Annotated in this window: 15 protein-coding genes; 7 read left to right on the top strand and 8 right to left on the bottom strand. The window is 52.3% G+C overall.

The genetic code is table 11. The annotated features are described in order from the left end of the window. Positions 1-4: 4 nt before the first annotated feature. Positions 5-841, bottom strand: coding sequence for a BglG family transcription antiterminator LicT (gene licT, locus MKX51_RS13175; protein ID WP_340992673.1), 837 nt, complete (start codon positions 839-841; stop codon positions 5-7). 287 nt (positions 842-1,128) lie between these two features. Next, complete coding sequence (locus MKX51_RS13170) at positions 1,129-2,085, bottom strand: DMT family transporter (RefSeq protein ID WP_340995601.1); 957 nt, start codon at positions 2,083-2,085, stop codon at positions 1,129-1,131. 609 nt (positions 2,086-2,694) lie between these two features. On the opposite strand from MKX51_RS13170, the gene MKX51_RS13165 reads away from it, so the two are divergent. Genes MKX51_RS13165 through MKX51_RS13155 form a run of 3 tightly spaced genes read left to right on the top strand, consistent with a single transcriptional unit; the run spans position 2,695 to position 6,272 of the window. Beyond that, the gene (locus MKX51_RS13165; RefSeq protein WP_340992672.1) at positions 2,695-3,402 is read left to right on the top strand and encodes a hypothetical protein; all 708 of its coding nucleotides are present in this window, start codon (positions 2,695-2,697) and stop codon (positions 3,400-3,402) included. Positions 3,403-3,420: 18 nt separating this feature from the next. Further along, positions 3,421-5,106: a vWA domain-containing protein gene (locus MKX51_RS13160; RefSeq protein WP_340992671.1), complete on the top strand. Its 1,686-nt coding sequence runs from the start codon at positions 3,421-3,423 to the stop codon at positions 5,104-5,106. 26 nt (positions 5,107-5,132) lie between these two features. Beyond that, positions 5,133-6,272: a toxic anion resistance protein gene (locus MKX51_RS13155; RefSeq protein ID WP_339313992.1), complete on the top strand. Its 1,140-nt coding sequence runs from the start codon at positions 5,133-5,135 to the stop codon at positions 6,270-6,272. Between the two features lie 157 nt (positions 6,273-6,429). On the opposite strand, the gene MKX51_RS13150 is transcribed toward MKX51_RS13155, so the two are convergent. Then, positions 6,430-7,353 (bottom strand): helix-turn-helix transcriptional regulator, encoded by a 924-nt coding sequence (locus tag MKX51_RS13150; RefSeq protein ID WP_340992670.1) that lies wholly within the window; start codon positions 7,351-7,353, stop codon positions 6,430-6,432. Positions 7,354-7,583: 230 nt separating this feature from the next. Here MKX51_RS13150 and MKX51_RS13145 point away from each other — a divergent pair, with 230 nt between their 5' ends. After that, complete coding sequence (locus tag MKX51_RS13145; protein WP_340992669.1) at positions 7,584-8,432, top strand: ornithine carbamoyltransferase; 849 nt, start codon at positions 7,584-7,586, stop codon at positions 8,430-8,432. A gap of 160 nt (positions 8,433-8,592) precedes the next feature. Beyond that, positions 8,593-9,894, top strand: a complete 1,302-nt coding sequence (locus MKX51_RS13140) for a DUF5050 domain-containing protein (protein WP_340992668.1) — start codon at positions 8,593-8,595, stop codon at positions 9,892-9,894. A gap of 78 nt (positions 9,895-9,972) precedes the next feature. Here the strand turns inward: MKX51_RS13140 and MKX51_RS13135 are convergent, their stop codons facing one another. The 4 genes from MKX51_RS13135 to MKX51_RS13120 all read right to left on the bottom strand — a co-directional run bounded on the left by MKX51_RS13135 (position 9,973) and on the right by MKX51_RS13120 (position 13,794). Continuing rightward, positions 9,973-11,112, bottom strand: a complete 1,140-nt coding sequence (locus tag MKX51_RS13135; RefSeq protein WP_340992667.1) for a DUF4179 domain-containing protein — start codon at positions 11,110-11,112, stop codon at positions 9,973-9,975. Next, complete coding sequence (locus tag MKX51_RS13130) at positions 11,102-11,638, bottom strand: sigma-70 family RNA polymerase sigma factor (protein ID WP_340992666.1); 537 nt, start codon at positions 11,636-11,638, stop codon at positions 11,102-11,104. The genes MKX51_RS13135 and MKX51_RS13130 overlap by 11 nt, the downstream gene beginning before the upstream one ends. A gap of 441 nt (positions 11,639-12,079) precedes the next feature. Beyond that, on the bottom strand, positions 12,080-13,312 hold the full coding sequence (locus tag MKX51_RS13125) for an aminopeptidase (RefSeq protein ID WP_340992665.1): 1,233 nt from the start codon (positions 13,310-13,312) through the stop codon (positions 12,080-12,082). A 134-nt stretch (positions 13,313-13,446) separates the two neighbouring features. Further along, positions 13,447-13,794 carry a hypothetical protein gene (locus tag MKX51_RS13120; protein WP_340992664.1) on the bottom strand — a complete coding sequence of 116 codons (348 nt, stop codon included), beginning with the start codon at positions 13,792-13,794 and terminating at the stop codon, positions 13,447-13,449. Positions 13,795-13,927: 133 nt separating this feature from the next. On the opposite strand from MKX51_RS13120, the gene MKX51_RS13115 reads away from it, so the two are divergent. Both MKX51_RS13115 and MKX51_RS13110 read left to right on the top strand, forming a co-directional pair. Next, entirely contained in the window at positions 13,928-15,073 is a 1,146-nt protein-coding gene (locus MKX51_RS13115) for a VanZ family protein (RefSeq protein ID WP_340992663.1), read from the top strand. A 15-nt stretch (positions 15,074-15,088) separates the two neighbouring features. Then, a complete protein-coding gene (locus tag MKX51_RS13110) occupies positions 15,089-16,594 on the top strand; it encodes an amidase family protein (protein ID WP_340992662.1) in 1,506 nt (501 codons plus the stop codon). 98 nt (positions 16,595-16,692) lie between these two features. Here the strand turns inward: MKX51_RS13110 and MKX51_RS13105 are convergent, their stop codons facing one another. Next, positions 16,693-17,460, bottom strand: coding sequence for an exodeoxyribonuclease III (locus MKX51_RS13105; RefSeq protein WP_340992661.1), 768 nt, complete (start codon positions 17,458-17,460; stop codon positions 16,693-16,695). Positions 17,461-17,496 lie beyond the last annotated feature (36 nt).

The following is a 17,496-nucleotide window of genomic DNA, read 5'->3' as shown; positions in this document are numbered from 1 at the left end:
GGTTTTATTCAGTTTGTCTTTGCGTTACCCGCTGAATGTGAATCGTCAGATACAGGATTTCTTCATCCAGGAGCTTCAGGTCCAGATACTTCTCGATTTTGAGCACACAGTTATGCGCCTTCCTGTATTTCACCCTCACCTGCTTGAGCAGAAAATCGTCCACGGACTCCTCAGACTCCTGCTTGCGCGAACGCTGGAAGAAATACCGCAGGTGGGTGATGAACCGTTCGTAGCTGACGGTATGCTCATCAATTTCGTTGTTATAGGAATACTTAACAATATTGAGGATGTCATCAATCTGCTGGGTCTGCCTGGTAAGATCTGCAATCTTGTTGCCCGAGCTGTTCATTTGCGCGTTGATCAGGTGGAGTGCAATGTTCCCGGCTTCATCCTCCGGCAGGCGGATACGCGTATCCTGCTCAATCATCCCCATAGCATGATGTCCGATGGCATACTCCCTCGGATAACAGCGCTGAATCTCCCAGAGAAGCGGATTGTCATTATGGATGCCCTGCTCATGAAGCCTCAGCGCATGAGTCAAATGATCCGTCAGGGTCACATAAATATAATCGCTCAGGCGGGCCTTCAGCGTCTGCTTCGCATACTCGATAATGTCATAGCTTAAGGCTACATATTCGGCGGGGGCATCCGCCATTAAGGCCTTGAATTTCTCGGACGCGTCATTTCGCTTCAGTACAAATGTCTTCTCGATCAGAGAGACATCCACCGGATCACCCGGGCTCTTCTTGAAGCCGATGCCGCGTCCCATAACAACCAATTCATCCTTACCTGAATCCTTGGCAATAATGGCATTGTTATTGAAAATCTTCTCGATAATCAACCAAGCTGCCCTCCTTTACCCCGAATTTCATTTGGCACTGCTTACAGGATGTTAGACGGGTCAAGGAATCCTTACGGCGTCCCGCAGGGTCCTTAACATAAAGAAAGGCAAAACCCAAAACACGTGACCATGTTTTGGGTTTTGCCTTTGCAGTAACAATCCCAAATTCAGAATAGCACTGAATTACACTTTTGGCAACAAAAATGTTTGCGCTTACATAATCTATCAACCTGCAAAGAGGAGTGCCCCCTATTCACAGGGAACACTCCTCTTCCTGTCGCCTGAACTCAGACCGATGACGAACTCATGCTCTGAGCATTACCCCACCGCAGCTTATACAGCTCCGGCAATACCACACCCAGCAGCACCAGCACCACTCCGGTCCATTGCAGAAGACTTACATGCTCTTGCAATACGAACGAGGACATTAAGACAGCCACAGGCAGTTCGACGGCGCCCAGAATACCGGCCATACCGCCGCCGATATGCGGAACCCCGATAGCGAACAGCAGCGGCGGGATAAAGGCGCCGAACAAGCCCAGCAGGAAGCCGAACAGCAGCAGCGGTCCCCATAGCATGCCGTTAAACAGGAAGGTCGGCGGGAACAGGATACACAGCAGCACCAGGCCGCCAGTGACCATCCAGGCGCTCCGGTAGGCCGGATGGGCCGATGGAACGGCTTTGCCGCTGAAGATAATAAACATGGAGTAGCTTACTGCCGATAGTAGTCCGAGCATCAGCCCCAGCAGGTTAAACTCGGCAGCGCCCTGATTCAGAATACCTGCAGCCAGCAGGGTTCCGCCGAACAGCAGGATCAGCGTCAGCACCGTGATTTTGTCAGGGCGTTGACGTTTGCTGACCGCCTGAATCAGCACACTGATCCAGGTGAACTGGAACAGCAGGATAATCGCCAGCGAAGCCGGAATATACCGGAGCGACTGGTAATACAGCAGACCGGTAACCACGGTTGGCGCACCGGCCAGCATCAGCAGCACTCTGTGCTTCCAGGTCAGCCGGGTGGGAACCGCCTTGGCGGGTGCCGTAACGTTCGCTGTGCCGCGTTGTTTGCGGTTCGCTCTGAGCTTGGTATATAACGCAAGCAGCCAGGCGAGAATACAGCCGGTTAAGAGCTGGGTGCCGACCACCTCTCCCAGCTTGTAACCCTGCCCGTAGGCCAATACAACAATCGTTGATAAAATGCCGTAGCTCATAGCCCCTACAAGTACGGAGATTAAGTATTTCATATCTTTCATGTCTGTTATGCCTCCTGAATCTTCTGTTTCGTCTGAACTTGAATTACAGCCGCAACACGCAAAAAATCCTAACTCCGGGACAGGGACCACTGGTTCATGGTCCTTATCATCGTAGTTAGGAAGAGTAGGCTTCCTGTAGAAACCCCCGCCCTGTGAAAGCTGAATAGCTGCGGGGTTATACGAGAACAATATAGAGTTATGAGTTAAGTGCCGGGTTGACGACTCTTCATATGTTACACGCCAAGTAAGCTGGCGTCAAGCCTTAATTCTTTTAAATTTGAAATTCAGGGGACATAGACCTCTGTTTAATCAATTCTCCAGCCATGAACAATAACAAAGGCAGAACCTGCTCTCCCAAATTATGATAAAATATAACTCAATTCAGCAGATCATTCGAAAGGAGCCTTACATATGGTGAAGACCCGTCCTCAATCCGGCGCGATCGTAAAAATTTGAAACATTGACAAGTTTCGATACGTAGCAGTCTGTAATAGCCTTCATTCCAACCCAATTCATGTGATTCAAGCTGCTATCCCCAAATATACTTCTATGGAGGAGGTGTAGATCCTGAACAGATCCGGGCCCGTTAAGCTCCTCGGCATGATTGCCGGAGTTGTCATCTTAAATGTCATCGTTCTATCTCCCGGCCTGCTCGGTATCGAGATCGGTGGAAGTCCGCTGGAAACGGCATCGGCAGTAACCCTGCTAATCATCAGTCTGCTGGTCGTCCTATACGGGAGTTACACCTTGCTCTTCAGACCTCCGGCTGCCACGCCCGCCAGCGTGCAATTAGAGACGCGGGAGGACTATATTGCCGGCCTGAGCCGCCACCGGAATGTGAAGGTGCTGAAGGACGATATCTTCCTCGCCCTGGATCAGATCGAGCGGATTGAGAAGAAGAAGTCCGCCCTGCTCCAAGTGCTGGGCCGCAGGTTCGATCCGGCTGAGCTCAGCTTCCGCAAGTTTCATTCCGTCATTATGGAGGTTGAGAAGCTCTTCTACCTGAATATCCGGGGGCTGCTGGGCAAGCTCAGTGTATTCGATGCCGCGGAGTTCGCCAGATTCAGTGCCAGTAACGCTTCAACCCGGTTTTCCAGCTCCCTGATTCAGAAGAAAACCGCGTTATACAACGAATATCTCTCCTATGTCAAAGGCAGCCTCGGGGCCAATGAGGAAATTCTGCTGAAGCTGGATCAGCTGCTGCTGGAGATTACCCAGCTGGGCAGCGCAGATTATACCAATGTGGAAGACATGCCATGCATGCAGGAATTGACCGCCCTCATCGGGCAGACGAAACTCTATCAGTAAGGAAAGGGAGATGAACCTATGAGGAAAGGCAAAACACTGCTCATACTCGGCATTATCGCCGCCTCCGTCTTCGCACTTGTCTATTTCGGCATTACCTTAACGTCCAATCTGGGCAAATCCAAGACAGAAATCTCTGCCGAAGACGCCGACAAAAGACTGAACCGCATCTATAAGGATATCAACGTGACCAGTGCTGAGCCTGTAAAAGGGCAGATCGATCTTGATCCGGCATCCATCGGCGATTCATTGCCCGATATCTCCAAGTTCCCCATCTCCATAGAGAGCACCACGGACAGCTTCGTCGAGATTTTCTCCTCCACGGAGAAGTCAGGAACAGGCAATGACGGCTGGCTGAATGAGGTCGCCGCTGATTTCAACGCTTCCAATCCCGTGGTCGACGGCAAGCCGGTCTCTGTCGCCATCCGCAATATCGCTTCAGGAACGGCCGCCGATTATATCCGCTCCGGCAAATATGTGCCTGACGCCTTCACCCCCTCTAATGAGCTATGGGGCGAGATGGTCAAAGCCAGCGGCGTGCAGGCCGAATTGGTTACGAAGCGCCTGACCGGCAACGTAGCCGGAGTGGTAATGAGCAAACAGAAATACGATCAGCTGGTCGATAAATACGGCTCGATCAACGTGAAGACGATTACTGATGCCATTGCGGCTAATGAGCTGGCGATGGGGTACACCGATCCTTTTGCCAGCTCCACGGGGCTTAATTTCCTGGTCACCGCACTGAGTACGTTCGACAGTACGGATCTGCTGGGAGACAAGGCGGTTCAAGGCTTCGAGAAGTTCCAGGCCAACGTGCCCTTCATCGCCTCCACCACCCTGCAAATGCGGGAAGCGGCGAAATCCGGCATGCTGGATGCCTTCGTCCTTGAGTATCAGACCTTCGTCAATGCGAAGGATCTGACCAGCGGCTATGTATTCACCCCGTTCGGGGTAAGACATGACAGCCCGCTGTATGCACTCGGGCAGCTGCCGCCGGAGAAGCTGGCGATCATCAAGAAGTTCGGCGAATTCGTCCAGCAGGATAAGTACCAGAAGACGGCTGCGGACAAGGGCTTCAACGGCCTGGCGGACTACGTCTCCGAGCTGGCACCGGTTGACGGCTCCATTCTCTCCTCAGCCCAGAAGCTTTGGAAGGAGAAAAAGAACGGCAGCAAACCGATTGCTGCAGTGTTCGTAGCCGATGTCTCAGGCAGCATGGCCGGCGAGCCGCTGAACCGTCTCAAGGAGTCTCTGCTGAAGGGCCAGAAATTCCTCGGCAAGGACAACAGCATCGGCTTTGTCTCCTATTCCAGTGATGTGACCATCAATCTGCCCATCGGCAAGTATGACACCAATCAGCAGTCCATGTTCGTAGGAGCGATTAACAGCCTTCAGCCTGTGGGCGGCACGGCTACCTTCGACGGGTTGGTGGTTGCGATGAAGATGCTGAAGGATGAGCTGGCGGTGAACCCGGATATGAAGCCCCTGATCTTCGTGCTTAGCGACGGGGAGACCAACGAAGGCCATTCCCTGGATGATATCCGGGGCCTGATCGAGACTTACAAAATTCCGGTATACACCATCGGGTATAATGCCAATATCAAGGCACTGGAGAGCATTTCCAGCATCAACGAGGCGGCCAATATCAACGCTGACACAGAGGATGTAGTTTACAAAATCGGAAACCTGCTCAACGTGCAAATGTAGACTTTATATTCTGAAGGAGGGTTCATATGTCATTCACCATGGAAATTCCCAGCCCCGAGAAGCTGAAATCGGTCATCGAGGAGCAGGTCCAGCCGGAGCCGGAGGAAGTCACCCGGCTTAAGGAGCAGGCGATTAATAATGTCTCCAGTATCCTGGAGCTGGACTTCGAGTCTCTCGAGAAACGCAAGGCCGTGCTGCAGTCGATTGACAGCTTCGGGATGGGCACCATGCGCTCCTCGTCGGAGAAGAACTCCCTGCTTCAGGTATCGGTGGGCAATCTGTCCAAGACCGGGGATGAAGGCGGCCAGGTCGCCAAGGGATTAACCGAGCTGCATCAGCAACTCAAGGATCTGGACCCCAGCGCGGTCGATTTCGCCAAAAGCGGGTTCCTCGGCAAGTTTTTCCACCCCCTGCGTAATTATTTCGCCAAATATCAAAAGGCTGATGCCGTCATCTCAGATATTATTCTATCCCTGGATAAAGGCAAAGCCGTGCTGAAGAATGACAACACAACCCTTGAGATTGAACAGCAGACCCTGCGGGAGCTGACCAAGCGGCTTAAGAAGGAGATTCAGCTCGGCATCCTGATGGATGAGGAAATCGAGAAGCAGATTGAAGCGGCCAAGCAGCGCAGTGAAGATGAGGATAAGGTGCGGTTCATTACGGAGGAGGTCCTGTTCCCGCTGCGCCAGCGGGTGATGGATCTGCAGCAGATGCTCGTGGTCAATCAGCAGGGCATTATGGCTATTGAGGTTGTCATCCGCAACAACAAGGAACTGATCCGCGGAGTCGACAGAGCCAGGAATGTTACGGTATCTGCGCTCAAAATTTCGGTTACAGTGGCCAGCGCCTTGTATAACCAGAAGATCGTCCTCCAAAAAATCGAGCTGCTGAACCAGACCACCGACAATCTGATCAGCGGCACCTCCAGAATGCTAAAGGAGCAGGGTGCAGCTATCCACAAGCAATCGCTCGAAACCAGTATTTCGGTCGATACGCTGAAGCAGGCCTTCACCGACGTCCTCTCTGCCCTGGATTCGATCAGCACCTACAAGCAGGAGGCGCTCCCCAAGATGCGTGAGACGATTATCCAGTTCCGGGAGCTGGCAGATAACGGCGAACAGCAGATTCAGCGGCTGGAAAAGGGCAATACGCTCGGGCTGTAGCAACGCTTCTCCAGATTTAACGCAGAACAGAGCCCGGCGCAGGATAGGCCGGTGCTCTGTTTTTTGCAAATATGTGTGACACGATAACTTATTCTTCTATTTCTCGCTGAAACGGTACCGTCCTTTAAAAGGACGGCAAAGCCGTTTCCACTTATGTCTACTTTGCTTTATTTAATAAGCTTGTAACCATTCTGCTCAATGTTCCTTGATCAAGGAATGGAGCCAGGCTCGCCAGCAGCTCCGGGCTAAGATATTCAGCTTCGACTCCGTCCAGCAGCTTCTCCAGGCCAACCCTGTCCAGAAAAGGGGCAAGACTCATGATCTGGTGTGCATCGGCAGTGCCATCCGCAACCCGGTCTACCAAGCTGCCTAACGTTCCCCTGCTTATAAAGGGAGCCAGCTCTTGAATGGACTGCCAGCTTGGACTGCGCCCTTCTGTTTGTTGAACCAGCCGGTCCAGATGTTCTCTTTCAAGAAACGGGGCAATGCCAACCAGATCGTCTACCTCTGAGAAATCGTCAATTGATGTATCCACCAGCCGGCTTAAGGTGGCTCTGCTAACGAACGGAGCGAGCCCGGTAATGGCACTCCATGTCACTTCTTCCTTTTCCGCCTGATGAACCAGTTCATCTAGTGTACCTGTTCCAAGGAAAGGAGCCAGCCGCATGATCACCTCTAGCTTAATCACGCTGCTGTCTATGCCTTCTGTAACCTTTTGCAGAGTACTTGCTTTTACAAACGGCGCTACTTCTACCAGCTCATCCATCTCCAGCTTACCGGTATTGACCAGCTCTGCCACCTGGCCCGGCCTGTTCTCTGCGAACTTCTCAACAATCAAGCCTATGTGCGGGTGCTCCCGGCTGTCTGCGTGGTCTCCTGCATTCAGAATATCGTCTACCGTTCTGCCGAATAACCTAGCAACCTGCGGAAGTGTTCCAATATCCGGCAGCGAGTCGCCCCGCTCCCATTTCGATACCGCCTGATGACTAACATTCAGTTGATCGGCAAGCTCCAGCTGGGTCCAGTCCTGGTCTTTGCGAAGCCGCGATATATAAGCCCCAATTCTACGCAAGTCGAGCATGCTATCCCTCCAAGATCATAAAATGTACAGTGCGCACTGTTGAAAACAGCATAGCATTTCAGTATACATATTCCTATCAATCGCTGGTTGAACAGCCGCATCCCCTCTGAATTCAACTGCCGGTAGAATGTACTCTTTAACATTAAATGGGTTGTATATTATTCCTGATTATTGTATATTTATTCAACCGGCAATTATTGCTGATTTCTCATCTACCGGGGGATACACCGATGCATTTTTTGAATATCAACCAGCTTACTTCAGAGCAGATTCTGGATATCTTTGAATTAACCGACCGGCTTCGTCTGCGAAAATCAGAACCGCTGCTCGCAGACAAAACCATGATTCTCTTCTTCCCGCAGACCAGTCTGCGTACAAGGGTCAGCTTCGAGAAAGGCATCAGTGATCTGGGCGGGGCCTGCATTACCTTTCCGCCGGAGACGCTTGACAAGAAAGAAGCGCCGGGCGATATCGTCCGCTACCTGGAGAACTGGGGGGATGGCATCATTGCCAGAATCCCGGATCTGTGCAAACTGGAGGAGCTGTCTTCACACGCCTCTGTTCCCGTTATTAATGCAATGACCGCACATAATCATCCCTGCGAGATTATGGCTGACCTGTATGCTCTGCGCACCCTCCGGGACAACTACCGGGAGTTGACCTACACCTTCGTTGGACCGCCCGGCAATATATCAAGAACTTGGCTGGAGGCGGCGCAAGCCCTGAATCTATCCTTCCATCATGTCTGCACGCCAGGTCATGAGATGGCCAGCGGCAGTCACCCGGGCTATACCTTTCATACGAGCCTGGACAGCGTGTTAGCGGAGAGCGATGTGATTCTTACCGATTCATTGCCCAAGGATTTCCTCACGCCGGAGTATATCAGCGCCTATCAAATTACACTGGACCGGATGAAGCAGACAAGACCCGGAGCGCTGCTGAACCCCTGTCCTCCCTTCTTCCGCAATGAGGAGGTCAGTGAAGAGGTGATTGCTTCGCCATATTTTGCCGGATTCGGGTTCAAGAAAAGCCTGATCTATCTTCAGCAGGCCACCCTGATCTATTGCTTATCCCATTGATGCTACCGGACCACGAGTCCCAGCGCAACGGTTTATTTTCTCTTTCATGCAAGCCTTTTAGGGCTTAAGCTGTATATTCGAAACGGCGGGTTTCTCCGATATCTTATTAGAACAGGATTTGTTCGTATGTTCACCACATTGGCTGAAGGGGAGAATGACTATGAAGGCTTTACACTTACTATCCAGAAAAACAGGTGTCCTTCTGCTTGTACTGCTACTGGCGTCACTCGGTACAGTTGGGGGAGGCAGACCGTCACACACGGCGGCAGCGGCTGCTTCTACGAAATCATATGTGTATTATGTCTCTAACGATGTTCTATACCGTGTAACGACAGATGGAAGTGAGACACAGAAGATCGCAGAGAACTATGACGGCAACGGATTAGACTCGACCGGGAAATATCTGTATTTTTACTATGATGGCGCTATGGGGATACAGCGTCTGTCCCTCAGCGATCCTGATGCTTTAATTACTAACTTCCTCGGGGACCGGAATATCCTCTATTACCTGTTCGATGGTCCTTATCTGTACTTCCTGGATGATACAGGCCACATCTACCGCACCTTGGCCGACGCTGACGATGATTCACAGCTTACACTGATAGCAGACAATGCCGATGTGAATTTCCGGACCTTCGACGTCTTGAGCGGGCGGATCTACTACAATGCGCTGAAGAACAACACAACCTGGGTTGCTTCGAGGTCCCGCGACGGGAGCGGGGTCATTCAGTGGATTGCCAGCGGAGCTATTCAGAAGAGCAAATTTTATCATCCATACGCTACAAGTATTAACCTTATGATTGACAACAAACCTGCCGAAACCGAGTATTCTCTGAACTCCATGGTGCTCTATACCCTCCCCCTTACCGGTGGAGCTCCCAAAGCAGCCAATGCCAATAATCCGCTTCAATCCAACGCCGCTATTGCCGGTACCTGGTCCGACCATTATTTTCTGTTCAACAAAGGCATTAAAGTCGACGCCACCGGCGATGAGCTGGACTATAACACCGGCAAGGGCTTCCTGATCGATAAGAACGGGAAAATCCTGCAGCTCAGCCAGAACAGCGTGATCAGCATCAGCGAGATTGCCGCGAATAAGCTGGTCTATGCAGATTCGAAAGGCAAAGCCTACATCAGCACGCTGGCCAACGGCAAAATCACCTCCTCCAAGGCGCTGCCGCTGACGAATGTTCAAGATATCAGAACGGTTAAGAATGGAGCCGCACTCACCACCGTATTGTTCACCGCAGCCGATGCTTACGTCCTGAATGCCGATTCATCCTTGACCAAAATGACGGGCGTTGAGTCTGATTACTCTGTAATTACAGACAATATTCCCGGCTTGTATTACATCAATGGTCTGGATAACGATTGTCTGTACCGGTACAGCAATGACGGCAAAACCAAAATCAAGCTGTCCACTGGTCCGGTTAGCTACTTAGCACTGGTCTCCGCGAAGTAATATACTGAGAGAATAAGCCGGAATTTCCGATATCGGAAGTTTCGGCTTTTTTTTAGAGATGGGAATAGATAAAGGGATTCACGGCAGAATCGGCAAGTTAATCTCTCTGGTATTCTTGCCTGTACCTGTCTTCATCATCAAATGGATTGACTTCGGCTTATCCAGCAGATTGCTGCCGAAATTCTGTACAAAGCCTTCATGGGTGCCAGAGCCGAGCGACGACCCGATCTCGTTGTCCCCGTACTTCGTTATCGACAGAATTTTTTCCCCGTATGCGGCGCCAAATATCTTTTGCCTGTTCTCCCATGTAACCTCAGACTCATTTTTAATTTTGACTACAGTGCGGATCATCAAGGGGGAGAGTTCAACCTGCTGCAGCATCACCTGAACGCCCTCCAGCATGAAATCTTCCTCCGGCTGGATAATGACGGTCTTCTGCTGTTTGAATTTCGGGTCAAGCTTGAAGCTGATCTTAAGTCTCGGGGAGTAATGCACATCGGCTAAATTCACACCCTTGCTCTTCCCCAGATCTTTCATTTTCCCTTCATTCATCGAGGCAATCAGGAAATTGGCTTCAACCTGCTCCGGGAACGGCTTGCTCCGGTCCAGATAGACAGCGCCTTGCCCGTAGAAAATACGCTTATCATCGTGTCCATTGTTTTTAGCATGGGCGCCGATCCCGCCCCCGTTCTCAAGATCATATCCGGTTTCCAGATTTTTGATTCTCGCACTGCTAATACCATAGATCTCCTGTCCTTTCGCGACATTCGCTGTATACAAAAAGATGATTTTGTTCTCATCCGCCGTTACCGCATTCAAGGTAATCCGGTAATCCCCGCTGGCTGCGCTTTGATTAATTTCCTGAATATAGCCGTGCCGGATGGCCGTATCCAGTGTAGGCGCTTCTAAATCGAATTCATGGAGCCGCTTGAACATTTCCAGCCCGCCCCAGTTCACTTCTCCGGCAGGTCCGGCAGGTTGCGGTGCTGTATCATGAATGACCGGAATGAGGAACAGGATTATTGCGGCAACCGCGGCTGCGGCTAATCCGAGGAAGGAGCCTTTGGTGAGTATGCACTGCCAGCTTCTCCTGCGTCCGCGCTCGATTCCCGCCTGAACCGCCCCTCTGATCTCATTGCCCCCGCAGTCTACCCGCACCTCCTCACGGATACGTATCGCATCGGACAGCATCGCCTGCTCTTCTCTGCTACTGTTCATTCCATTCACCCCGGTTCTTCATAATTTCCCTCAGCTGCTTCAGGCCTTTGTGCTGCCAGGTTTTGACGGTTCCTTCCGGCTTGCCTAGCAGGACTGCAATCTCGGCCAGGGTCAGATCATTATAATATTTGAGCAGCAGCACATGGCGGTATTTCACCTTCACCTGCGAGAGCGCCCACTGCATTTCCATGGCATCCGTACTATTCTGGGTGACCCCCTCCTGCATATTCTCTGCGGCTGTAGGGACCGCCCTTTTTCTTCTGCGCTGCTCGTCTATGCAGACATAGATTAATATTCGGATCAGCCAGGTTTTGAACGCGCTGGGGTCCTTCAGGGTTCGCCGCTTCAACCAGGCCCGGCAGGTGGTCTCCTGGAGCGCTTCCAGTGCGTCATGGCGATTGCCCAGATAACTGTAGGCAATAGAATATAACTGGTCGCTGTGCTCCATCACCGCTTTGACCCAATCCGTCTCCTCGAGCGGCACGGCGGCAGTTACCCGCTTCATCTCTGCCCCGGACATCGTCATCTCTCCCTCTCCTCTCCATCACTTTTACATGAATTAGACGGAGAGGTTATGCAAACAGTTTTAGTCTGCGGCAAATATTTTATAACCCGCCTTCAACAACAGAAAAGCCGCAATCCCCGCTGCCGGGAATATTGCGGCTTTTCTTGTTATATAGGAAACTATAGTTTCCTGCTGCTGTGGAGAAGGCGTATTGGACCAAATGTATGTGAAAAACAGCATACGTTGTGCTCCCAAGCAGGCACTCGGCCTGAATGTATGTGAAAAACAGTATACAATGTGTTCGCAAGCAGGCATATGGACCGAATGTATGTGGATAACAGCATACATTGTGCTGCGCGCGGGCGTATGGCCCAAATGTATGCGGAAAACAGTATACATTGTACTGGTGCGAAGGTAATCCAATTCATCCGTTAGGATGAATTAGTTCCGTATAGGACGCACTTAAAGCACCCAATTCCCCTTACGGAACACCGGCTCAATCGTGCCGTCAGCCAGTTCTCCGTCAATATCAAGCGCATCGGAGCCGACCATGAAATCGACATGCGTGAGGCTGACGTTGGCCCCTCTGGCCAGCAGCTCCTCGCTTGTCATGGAGGTGCCTCCTTCAATATTCACCGGATAGGCACTGCCCAGCGCGAAATGACAGGAAGCATTCTCGTCAATTCCCGTGTTGTAGAATACTCTGTTCAGCCGGGAGATCGGGGAATCATGCGGCACCAAGGCCACTTCTCCGAGGTAGGAGGCTCCTTCATCCGTATCCAGCAGGGAAGTCAGGTGCTCGCGGCCGGATTCAGCGTCATAAGCTGTAACCTTGCCGTCTGTGAAGGTAACGGTAATTCCGTCGACGAGCCGCCCGTTCAGGTTCAGCGGGAGCGTACTCTTGACGGTGCCATTCACGCCGGTGCGATGAGGCATCGTATAGATTTCTTCTGTAGGCATATTGGCTACAAAATAAACGCCACGCGCGTTCTCCCCGCCGCCGCCACGCCACAGATGTCCTTCCGGCAGCTCGACACGCAGATCCGTGCCCGGAGCTCGGTAATGCAGGCTTTTGTAGCGCTTGGCATTCATGCGGTCCTGGCTCTGCTTCAGTTCGCCGATATGACTGCGCCAGGCGGCTACCGGGTCTTCGCTGTTCACACGGTTCATCTGGAACACCGCTTCCCACATCGCATCGATCCGTTCTTCCTCCGGCAGATCTGCGAACACCTTGTCCGCCCAGGCACGTGTCGGTGCCTTGATCAGCGACCAGCTGATTCTGCTGTTGCGGGTGTAGGCCTGGTATTTCTTGCGCGCAACCGCAGCCGCCTTAACGGCAGTGGATACCTTGGCCGAATCGATCCCGCGGAATAATTCCGGGTCCGGCACCTTTATATGTAATATAGCCCCGCCTTCTTCAGCGAATCCCTCCAGCATATCGGCATGCCACTGCGGATAATACCCGAATGATTCCTCCGGAGCCTTCTCGTAACGGATGCGTGTGACCGCTTCATCATCCCAGTCTACAAGCACGTATTTCGCTCCTGCGTCATAGGCCTTGCCTACAATCAGCCGGGTAAGCTCCGCTGTCTCCAGCGGGGCGTGAACCATCAGCACTTGTCCCGGCTGCACATTCACACCGACCTTCACTACCAGCTCTGCGTATTTCTCCAGCATCTGCTCAAAATCCTTCATTTCCTCTTCCTCCATATCTTCACTGTCTCTGTATAATTATAGCGGAAGACCGTGAAGATGGCACGTAATCTATGCTCTATGTACAACCGGAAGCTGAGCATGACGTAACGCCTCCGCTTCCGGCAGCGCTTCCTCTACTGCTTATCCACCTGCAGCAGCTGAATGTTCTTCACCTCGTACGTATGGGCGATTTTCTCTTCCGCAATCACTTTCAGCTTCGTCAGGCTGGCCACCTTGGCCGGGTCTGCCCGGGAGAGCAGCCTCCACAGCTCGGGGTCGGATAAGGTTTGATAGAGCTTGTCATCATCATATTCCTTGCGGTTCTGAGTGACCAGCTTCACCTTGTAGCTGCCGAACACCGCCTCAGTCTGCCCCGCTTCATTGATATGGGCAAGAATCTCCTGCCGGAGTCCAGCCAGGTCCTTTTCCAGCTCCTTCTGCTTCGCCTTGAGCTTGTAATACTGTTGAACCTTCTTTTCCATAATAGTCCTCACGCTCCTCTCCTAACATGTCTATGCAGGAAAGAACGGTTAGAATGATTAATTCTGTTGAGATGGTTTATGTTTACTTCTATAATGAAGTCGTTGTGACAAAACCTAGACAGCAGGTGAACCCATGTTTCAGACTTATCTATTTCCGATTTCCTATGCATTCATGGCTTTTCCGGTTGCGGCACTGTTCTTCACCTTGCCGTTTCTAATCGTGCAATACCGCCGGCACGGCTATATCAATAAAATCCGGGCCCTGGTGCTGTATCTGCTGCTGCTGTACCTGCTTAACGCATTCTTCCTTGTCCTTCTGCCCTTGCCTGACTCCAGGCATAATGCAGCCCCCTCCGGGAGCATGATTCAGCTTGTACCGCTGCAGTTCATCCAGGATATTCTGCACAATACGCCAATTACGCGCAGTGCCCCTTCCAGCTACCTTAATGTGCTGACCGGACCGGATTTTCTGCTGGCGGCCTTCAATGTACTGCTGACGGTGCCCTTCGGTATGTTCCTGGGCTACTACTTCCGCACGCGCTGGGTGGTGTGCATTGTTCTGTCCTTTGCGCTGTCGCTGTTGTTCGAAATTACGCAGATTACCGGCATTTACGGGTTCTTCGACCATCCCTACCGGATCTTCGATGTGGATGACATGATCACGAATACGCTGGGCGGCATGATCGGATTCAAGCTCTCCTTATGGATCTCCGGCCTGCTGCCGAGGATTGAGAAGCTTGACAGCCAAGAGGACCTTTCTGCCAAAAAAGTGACTTACACCCGCCGCGCCCTTGCTTTCCTGCTGGATTCCATCCTGCTGCTCGCGGTGACCATTCTCCTCAATCTGCTCTCACTGCGTATTTCGCTGTGGGCAGTTAGTATGGTCTATTTCCTGAGTATTCCTCTGTTCACTGGCGGACGCACCTTCGGCAAATGGGTTGTGCGTATCCGGCTAAGGAGTGAAGACGGCAGTCTGGTCAGACCCTGGAGGGTATGGGTACGGTATGGATTACTCTATGGCGTCCTCGGAGGAGTGAATTCCCTGACGCCTGACTCCGCGGTCTTCCTGAGCATCGGCACAGCATTGGCTGCCGTAGTGAAATTGGTCATCCTGGCGGCAGATGTAGCCTTCTTCATTCATTTGGTGCTGCGGCTGATCAAACGTGACCGCCCGCTCATCTACGAGGAGCTTAGCAGAACCTGCAATGTAATCAGCTGGCCGAAGCGGCATCAGGCAGCGGCAAGCGAGACCATGGACAACACTACAAACAATGAATAGAGGTGCAACATCCTTATGAGTAATAACGACGTTTCCCGTATATCCCCTGCTCTAAATGAGCAAGAGTGGTTAATAGAAGCAGACATCACCAGCATTCAGGAGAAAATGGCTCAAGGGAGCCTAACCTCCGAGGGACTGGTAAGCTGGTATTTGGAAAGGATCAACCGGTTGGACGGTCTGCTCCGCTCCGTACTGGAGGTGAATCCAGAGGCTCTTGCGATTGCCGCGAGACTCGACCAAGAACGAAGGGATCAGGGTAGCCAGGGACCGCTGCACGGTATTCCCGTCTTGGTCAAAGATAACATCGGCACAGCAGATAAGCTGCACACCAGTGCAGGAGCCTTGGCGCTTGCCGATTACATAGCTAATGAAGACGCTGAGGTCGTCACACGGTTAAGGACAGCCGGGGCAGTGATTCTGGGCAAAGCCAATATGACCGAATGGGCCAACTTCATGTCGCCCTCGATGTGGGCCGGATACAGCTCGCGCGGTGGGCTTGTACTGAACCCTTACGGACCCGGAGAGCTGTTCATTGGCGGCTCCAGCTCGGGAAGTGCGGCTGCGGTTGCCGCTAACCTTGTCACCGTCGCCGTGGGCACGGAGACCTCCGGCTCCATCATCAGCCCGGCAGCCCATAACTCCCTGGTCGGCCTTAAGCCTACCTGGGGACTGGTCAGCAATAAGGGCATTATACCGGGAATCGGCAGCCAGGACAGCGCCGGTCCGATGGCCAGAACGGTCAAGGACGCTGCACTCCTGCTCAATGTATTAGCCGGGAACGCTGACTCTTCTTCCTCTGCTGTACTGGATTATTCGGCAGGTCTGGAGCTTCATGCACTGGCAGGCAAGCGGATCGGAATTCCACGATTCTATTATAGTAATCTGGATCATGAAGCTCTGGATATGATGGAATCAGCCATAGCGGTACTGCGGGAGCTGGGGGCAGAAATCATTGAACCCGTGGAGCTTCCCTGTCAGAATGCTGAATGGAACCCTACGATTCTACAATACGAGTTCAAGCACGGCTTGAACCGCTATCTGGGAAGCCTGTCGGAGTCGGCTCCTGTGCAATCTCTGCAGCAGCTGCTTGATTTCAACCAGCAGCATAGCGAACAGGCGCTGAAATATGGCCAAGGAACACTGGAATGGCTGAACACCTCCGGGGATGATATTACAGAGAAGGAATATCTGGAGCAGCTGCATTCCTCCCGTTCACTAGCCGGTAAGCAGGGAATCGATTATGCCCTGGAGCATTACGCTCTGGATGCGCTCCTGTTCCCCGGAGATCACGGATGTGAAGTAGCGGCAAGAGCGGGTTATCCGCTGATTACAGTTCCTGCCGGCTATACCTGCTCGGGTATTGTTGCACCAGGCGGCTATCTGACCAAGGGACCGCAAGGTATCACCTTCTGTGCCTCAGCCCATAGTGAAGCTATGCTGCTAGGGATTGCGTATAGTTACGAACAGGCCACGAAGCACCGGCGACCGCCGGTGCTGGAGCCAGGCAGTTCGTCAGAATAACCCGGTTAGCCTCCGCTCAGCCGCTGACACAACCACAAGAGGCGGTATCCCGAACTCCGGGATACCGCCTCTTTTTATATCATAGATATACTCTCTGTCTATGCTTCCCCCGTATCCGCCAGATGCAGGACCACCGGGCAATGATCACTGCCAAGGACATTGCATTCAATTCCGGCGTCCAGCATACGCGGGGTCAAGCGCTCCGATGCTAGAAAATAATCGATCCGCCAGCCCACATTCTTCTCTCTGACCTTGGGCATATAGGACCACCAGCTATAGGCACCCTCCAGCTCAGGATAGAACCATCTGAAGGTATCCACGAAGCCGGCTGCGAGCAGCGTGGTCATTTTGCCGCGTTCTTCGTCGGTGAAGCCTGAATTCCCCCGGTTCGATCTCGCATTCTTCAGGTCAATCTCCTGATGCGCCACATTCAGATCCCCGCACACCACAACCGGCTTATGCGCATCCAGCTTCAGCAAGTAGGCACGGAACCGGTCCTCCCACTCCATCCGGTAGTCCAGTCTCGTCAAATCTCGCTTGGCATTCGGGGTATACACATTCACCAGATAGAAATCCGGGAATTCCAGGGTGATGATCCGCCCCTCGTCCTCCGTCTCCTGCTCCAGTCCATATCGTACGGATAGCGGCTTGATTCTAGTGAATACAGCCGTACCCGAATATCCTTTTTTGAGCGCATAATTCCAGTATCCTGCATATTCCTCCCCGTGGTCCAGAACAATCTGCCCCTCCTGGAGCTTCGTCTCCTGCACACAGAAGATATCAGCGTCAACCTCCCGGAAATACTCGTTAAACCCTTTATTCACACAAGCTCTCAGACCATTCACATTCCAAGACACCAGCTTCATCGTTGTCATTTCCCCTTACCTGTCACTAGATTACAT

This window comes from Paenibacillus sp. FSL M7-0420, from assembly GCF_038002345.1.
Lineage (GTDB): Bacteria > Bacillota > Bacilli > Paenibacillales > Paenibacillaceae > Paenibacillus_AQ.
Note: the sequence above shows the minus strand (reverse complement) of the source record. Positions and strands in the feature narration are given on the sequence as shown.

What these genes read in the sequence shown, in the direction of transcription:
- MKX51_RS13140 (WP_340992668.1), top strand. Translation starts at nt 8,593, where the DNA reads ATGAAGGCTTTACACTTACTATCCAGAAAAACAGGTGTCCTTCTGCTT.
- MKX51_RS13150 (WP_340992670.1), bottom strand. Translation starts at nt 7,353, where the DNA reads ATGCTCGACTTGCGTAGAATTGGGGCTTATATATCGCGGCTTCGCAAA.
- MKX51_RS13145 (WP_340992669.1), top strand. Translation starts at nt 7,584, where the DNA reads ATGCATTTTTTGAATATCAACCAGCTTACTTCAGAGCAGATTCTGGAT.
- MKX51_RS13115 (WP_340992663.1), top strand. Translation starts at nt 13,928, where the DNA reads ATGTTTCAGACTTATCTATTTCCGATTTCCTATGCATTCATGGCTTTT.
- MKX51_RS13160 (WP_340992671.1), top strand. Translation starts at nt 3,421, where the DNA reads ATGAGGAAAGGCAAAACACTGCTCATACTCGGCATTATCGCCGCCTCC.
- MKX51_RS13120 (WP_340992664.1), bottom strand. Translation starts at nt 13,794, where the DNA reads ATGGAAAAGAAGGTTCAACAGTATTACAAGCTCAAGGCGAAGCAGAAG.
- MKX51_RS13125 (WP_340992665.1), bottom strand. Translation starts at nt 13,312, where the DNA reads ATGAAGGATTTTGAGCAGATGCTGGAGAAATACGCAGAGCTGGTAGTG.
- MKX51_RS13165 (WP_340992672.1), top strand. Translation starts at nt 2,695, where the DNA reads ATGATTGCCGGAGTTGTCATCTTAAATGTCATCGTTCTATCTCCCGGC.
- MKX51_RS13105 (WP_340992661.1), bottom strand. Translation starts at nt 17,460, where the DNA reads ATGAAGCTGGTGTCTTGGAATGTGAATGGTCTGAGAGCTTGTGTGAAT.
- MKX51_RS13135 (WP_340992667.1), bottom strand. Translation starts at nt 11,112, where the DNA reads ATGAACAGTAGCAGAGAAGAGCAGGCGATGCTGTCCGATGCGATACGT.
- MKX51_RS13130 (WP_340992666.1), bottom strand. Translation starts at nt 11,638, where the DNA reads ATGACGATGTCCGGGGCAGAGATGAAGCGGGTAACTGCCGCCGTGCCG.
- MKX51_RS13110 (WP_340992662.1), top strand. Translation starts at nt 15,089, where the DNA reads ATGAGTAATAACGACGTTTCCCGTATATCCCCTGCTCTAAATGAGCAA.
- MKX51_RS13155 (WP_339313992.1), top strand. Translation starts at nt 5,133, where the DNA reads ATGTCATTCACCATGGAAATTCCCAGCCCCGAGAAGCTGAAATCGGTC.
- MKX51_RS13170 (WP_340995601.1), bottom strand. Translation starts at nt 2,085, where the DNA reads ATGAAATACTTAATCTCCGTACTTGTAGGGGCTATGAGCTACGGCATT.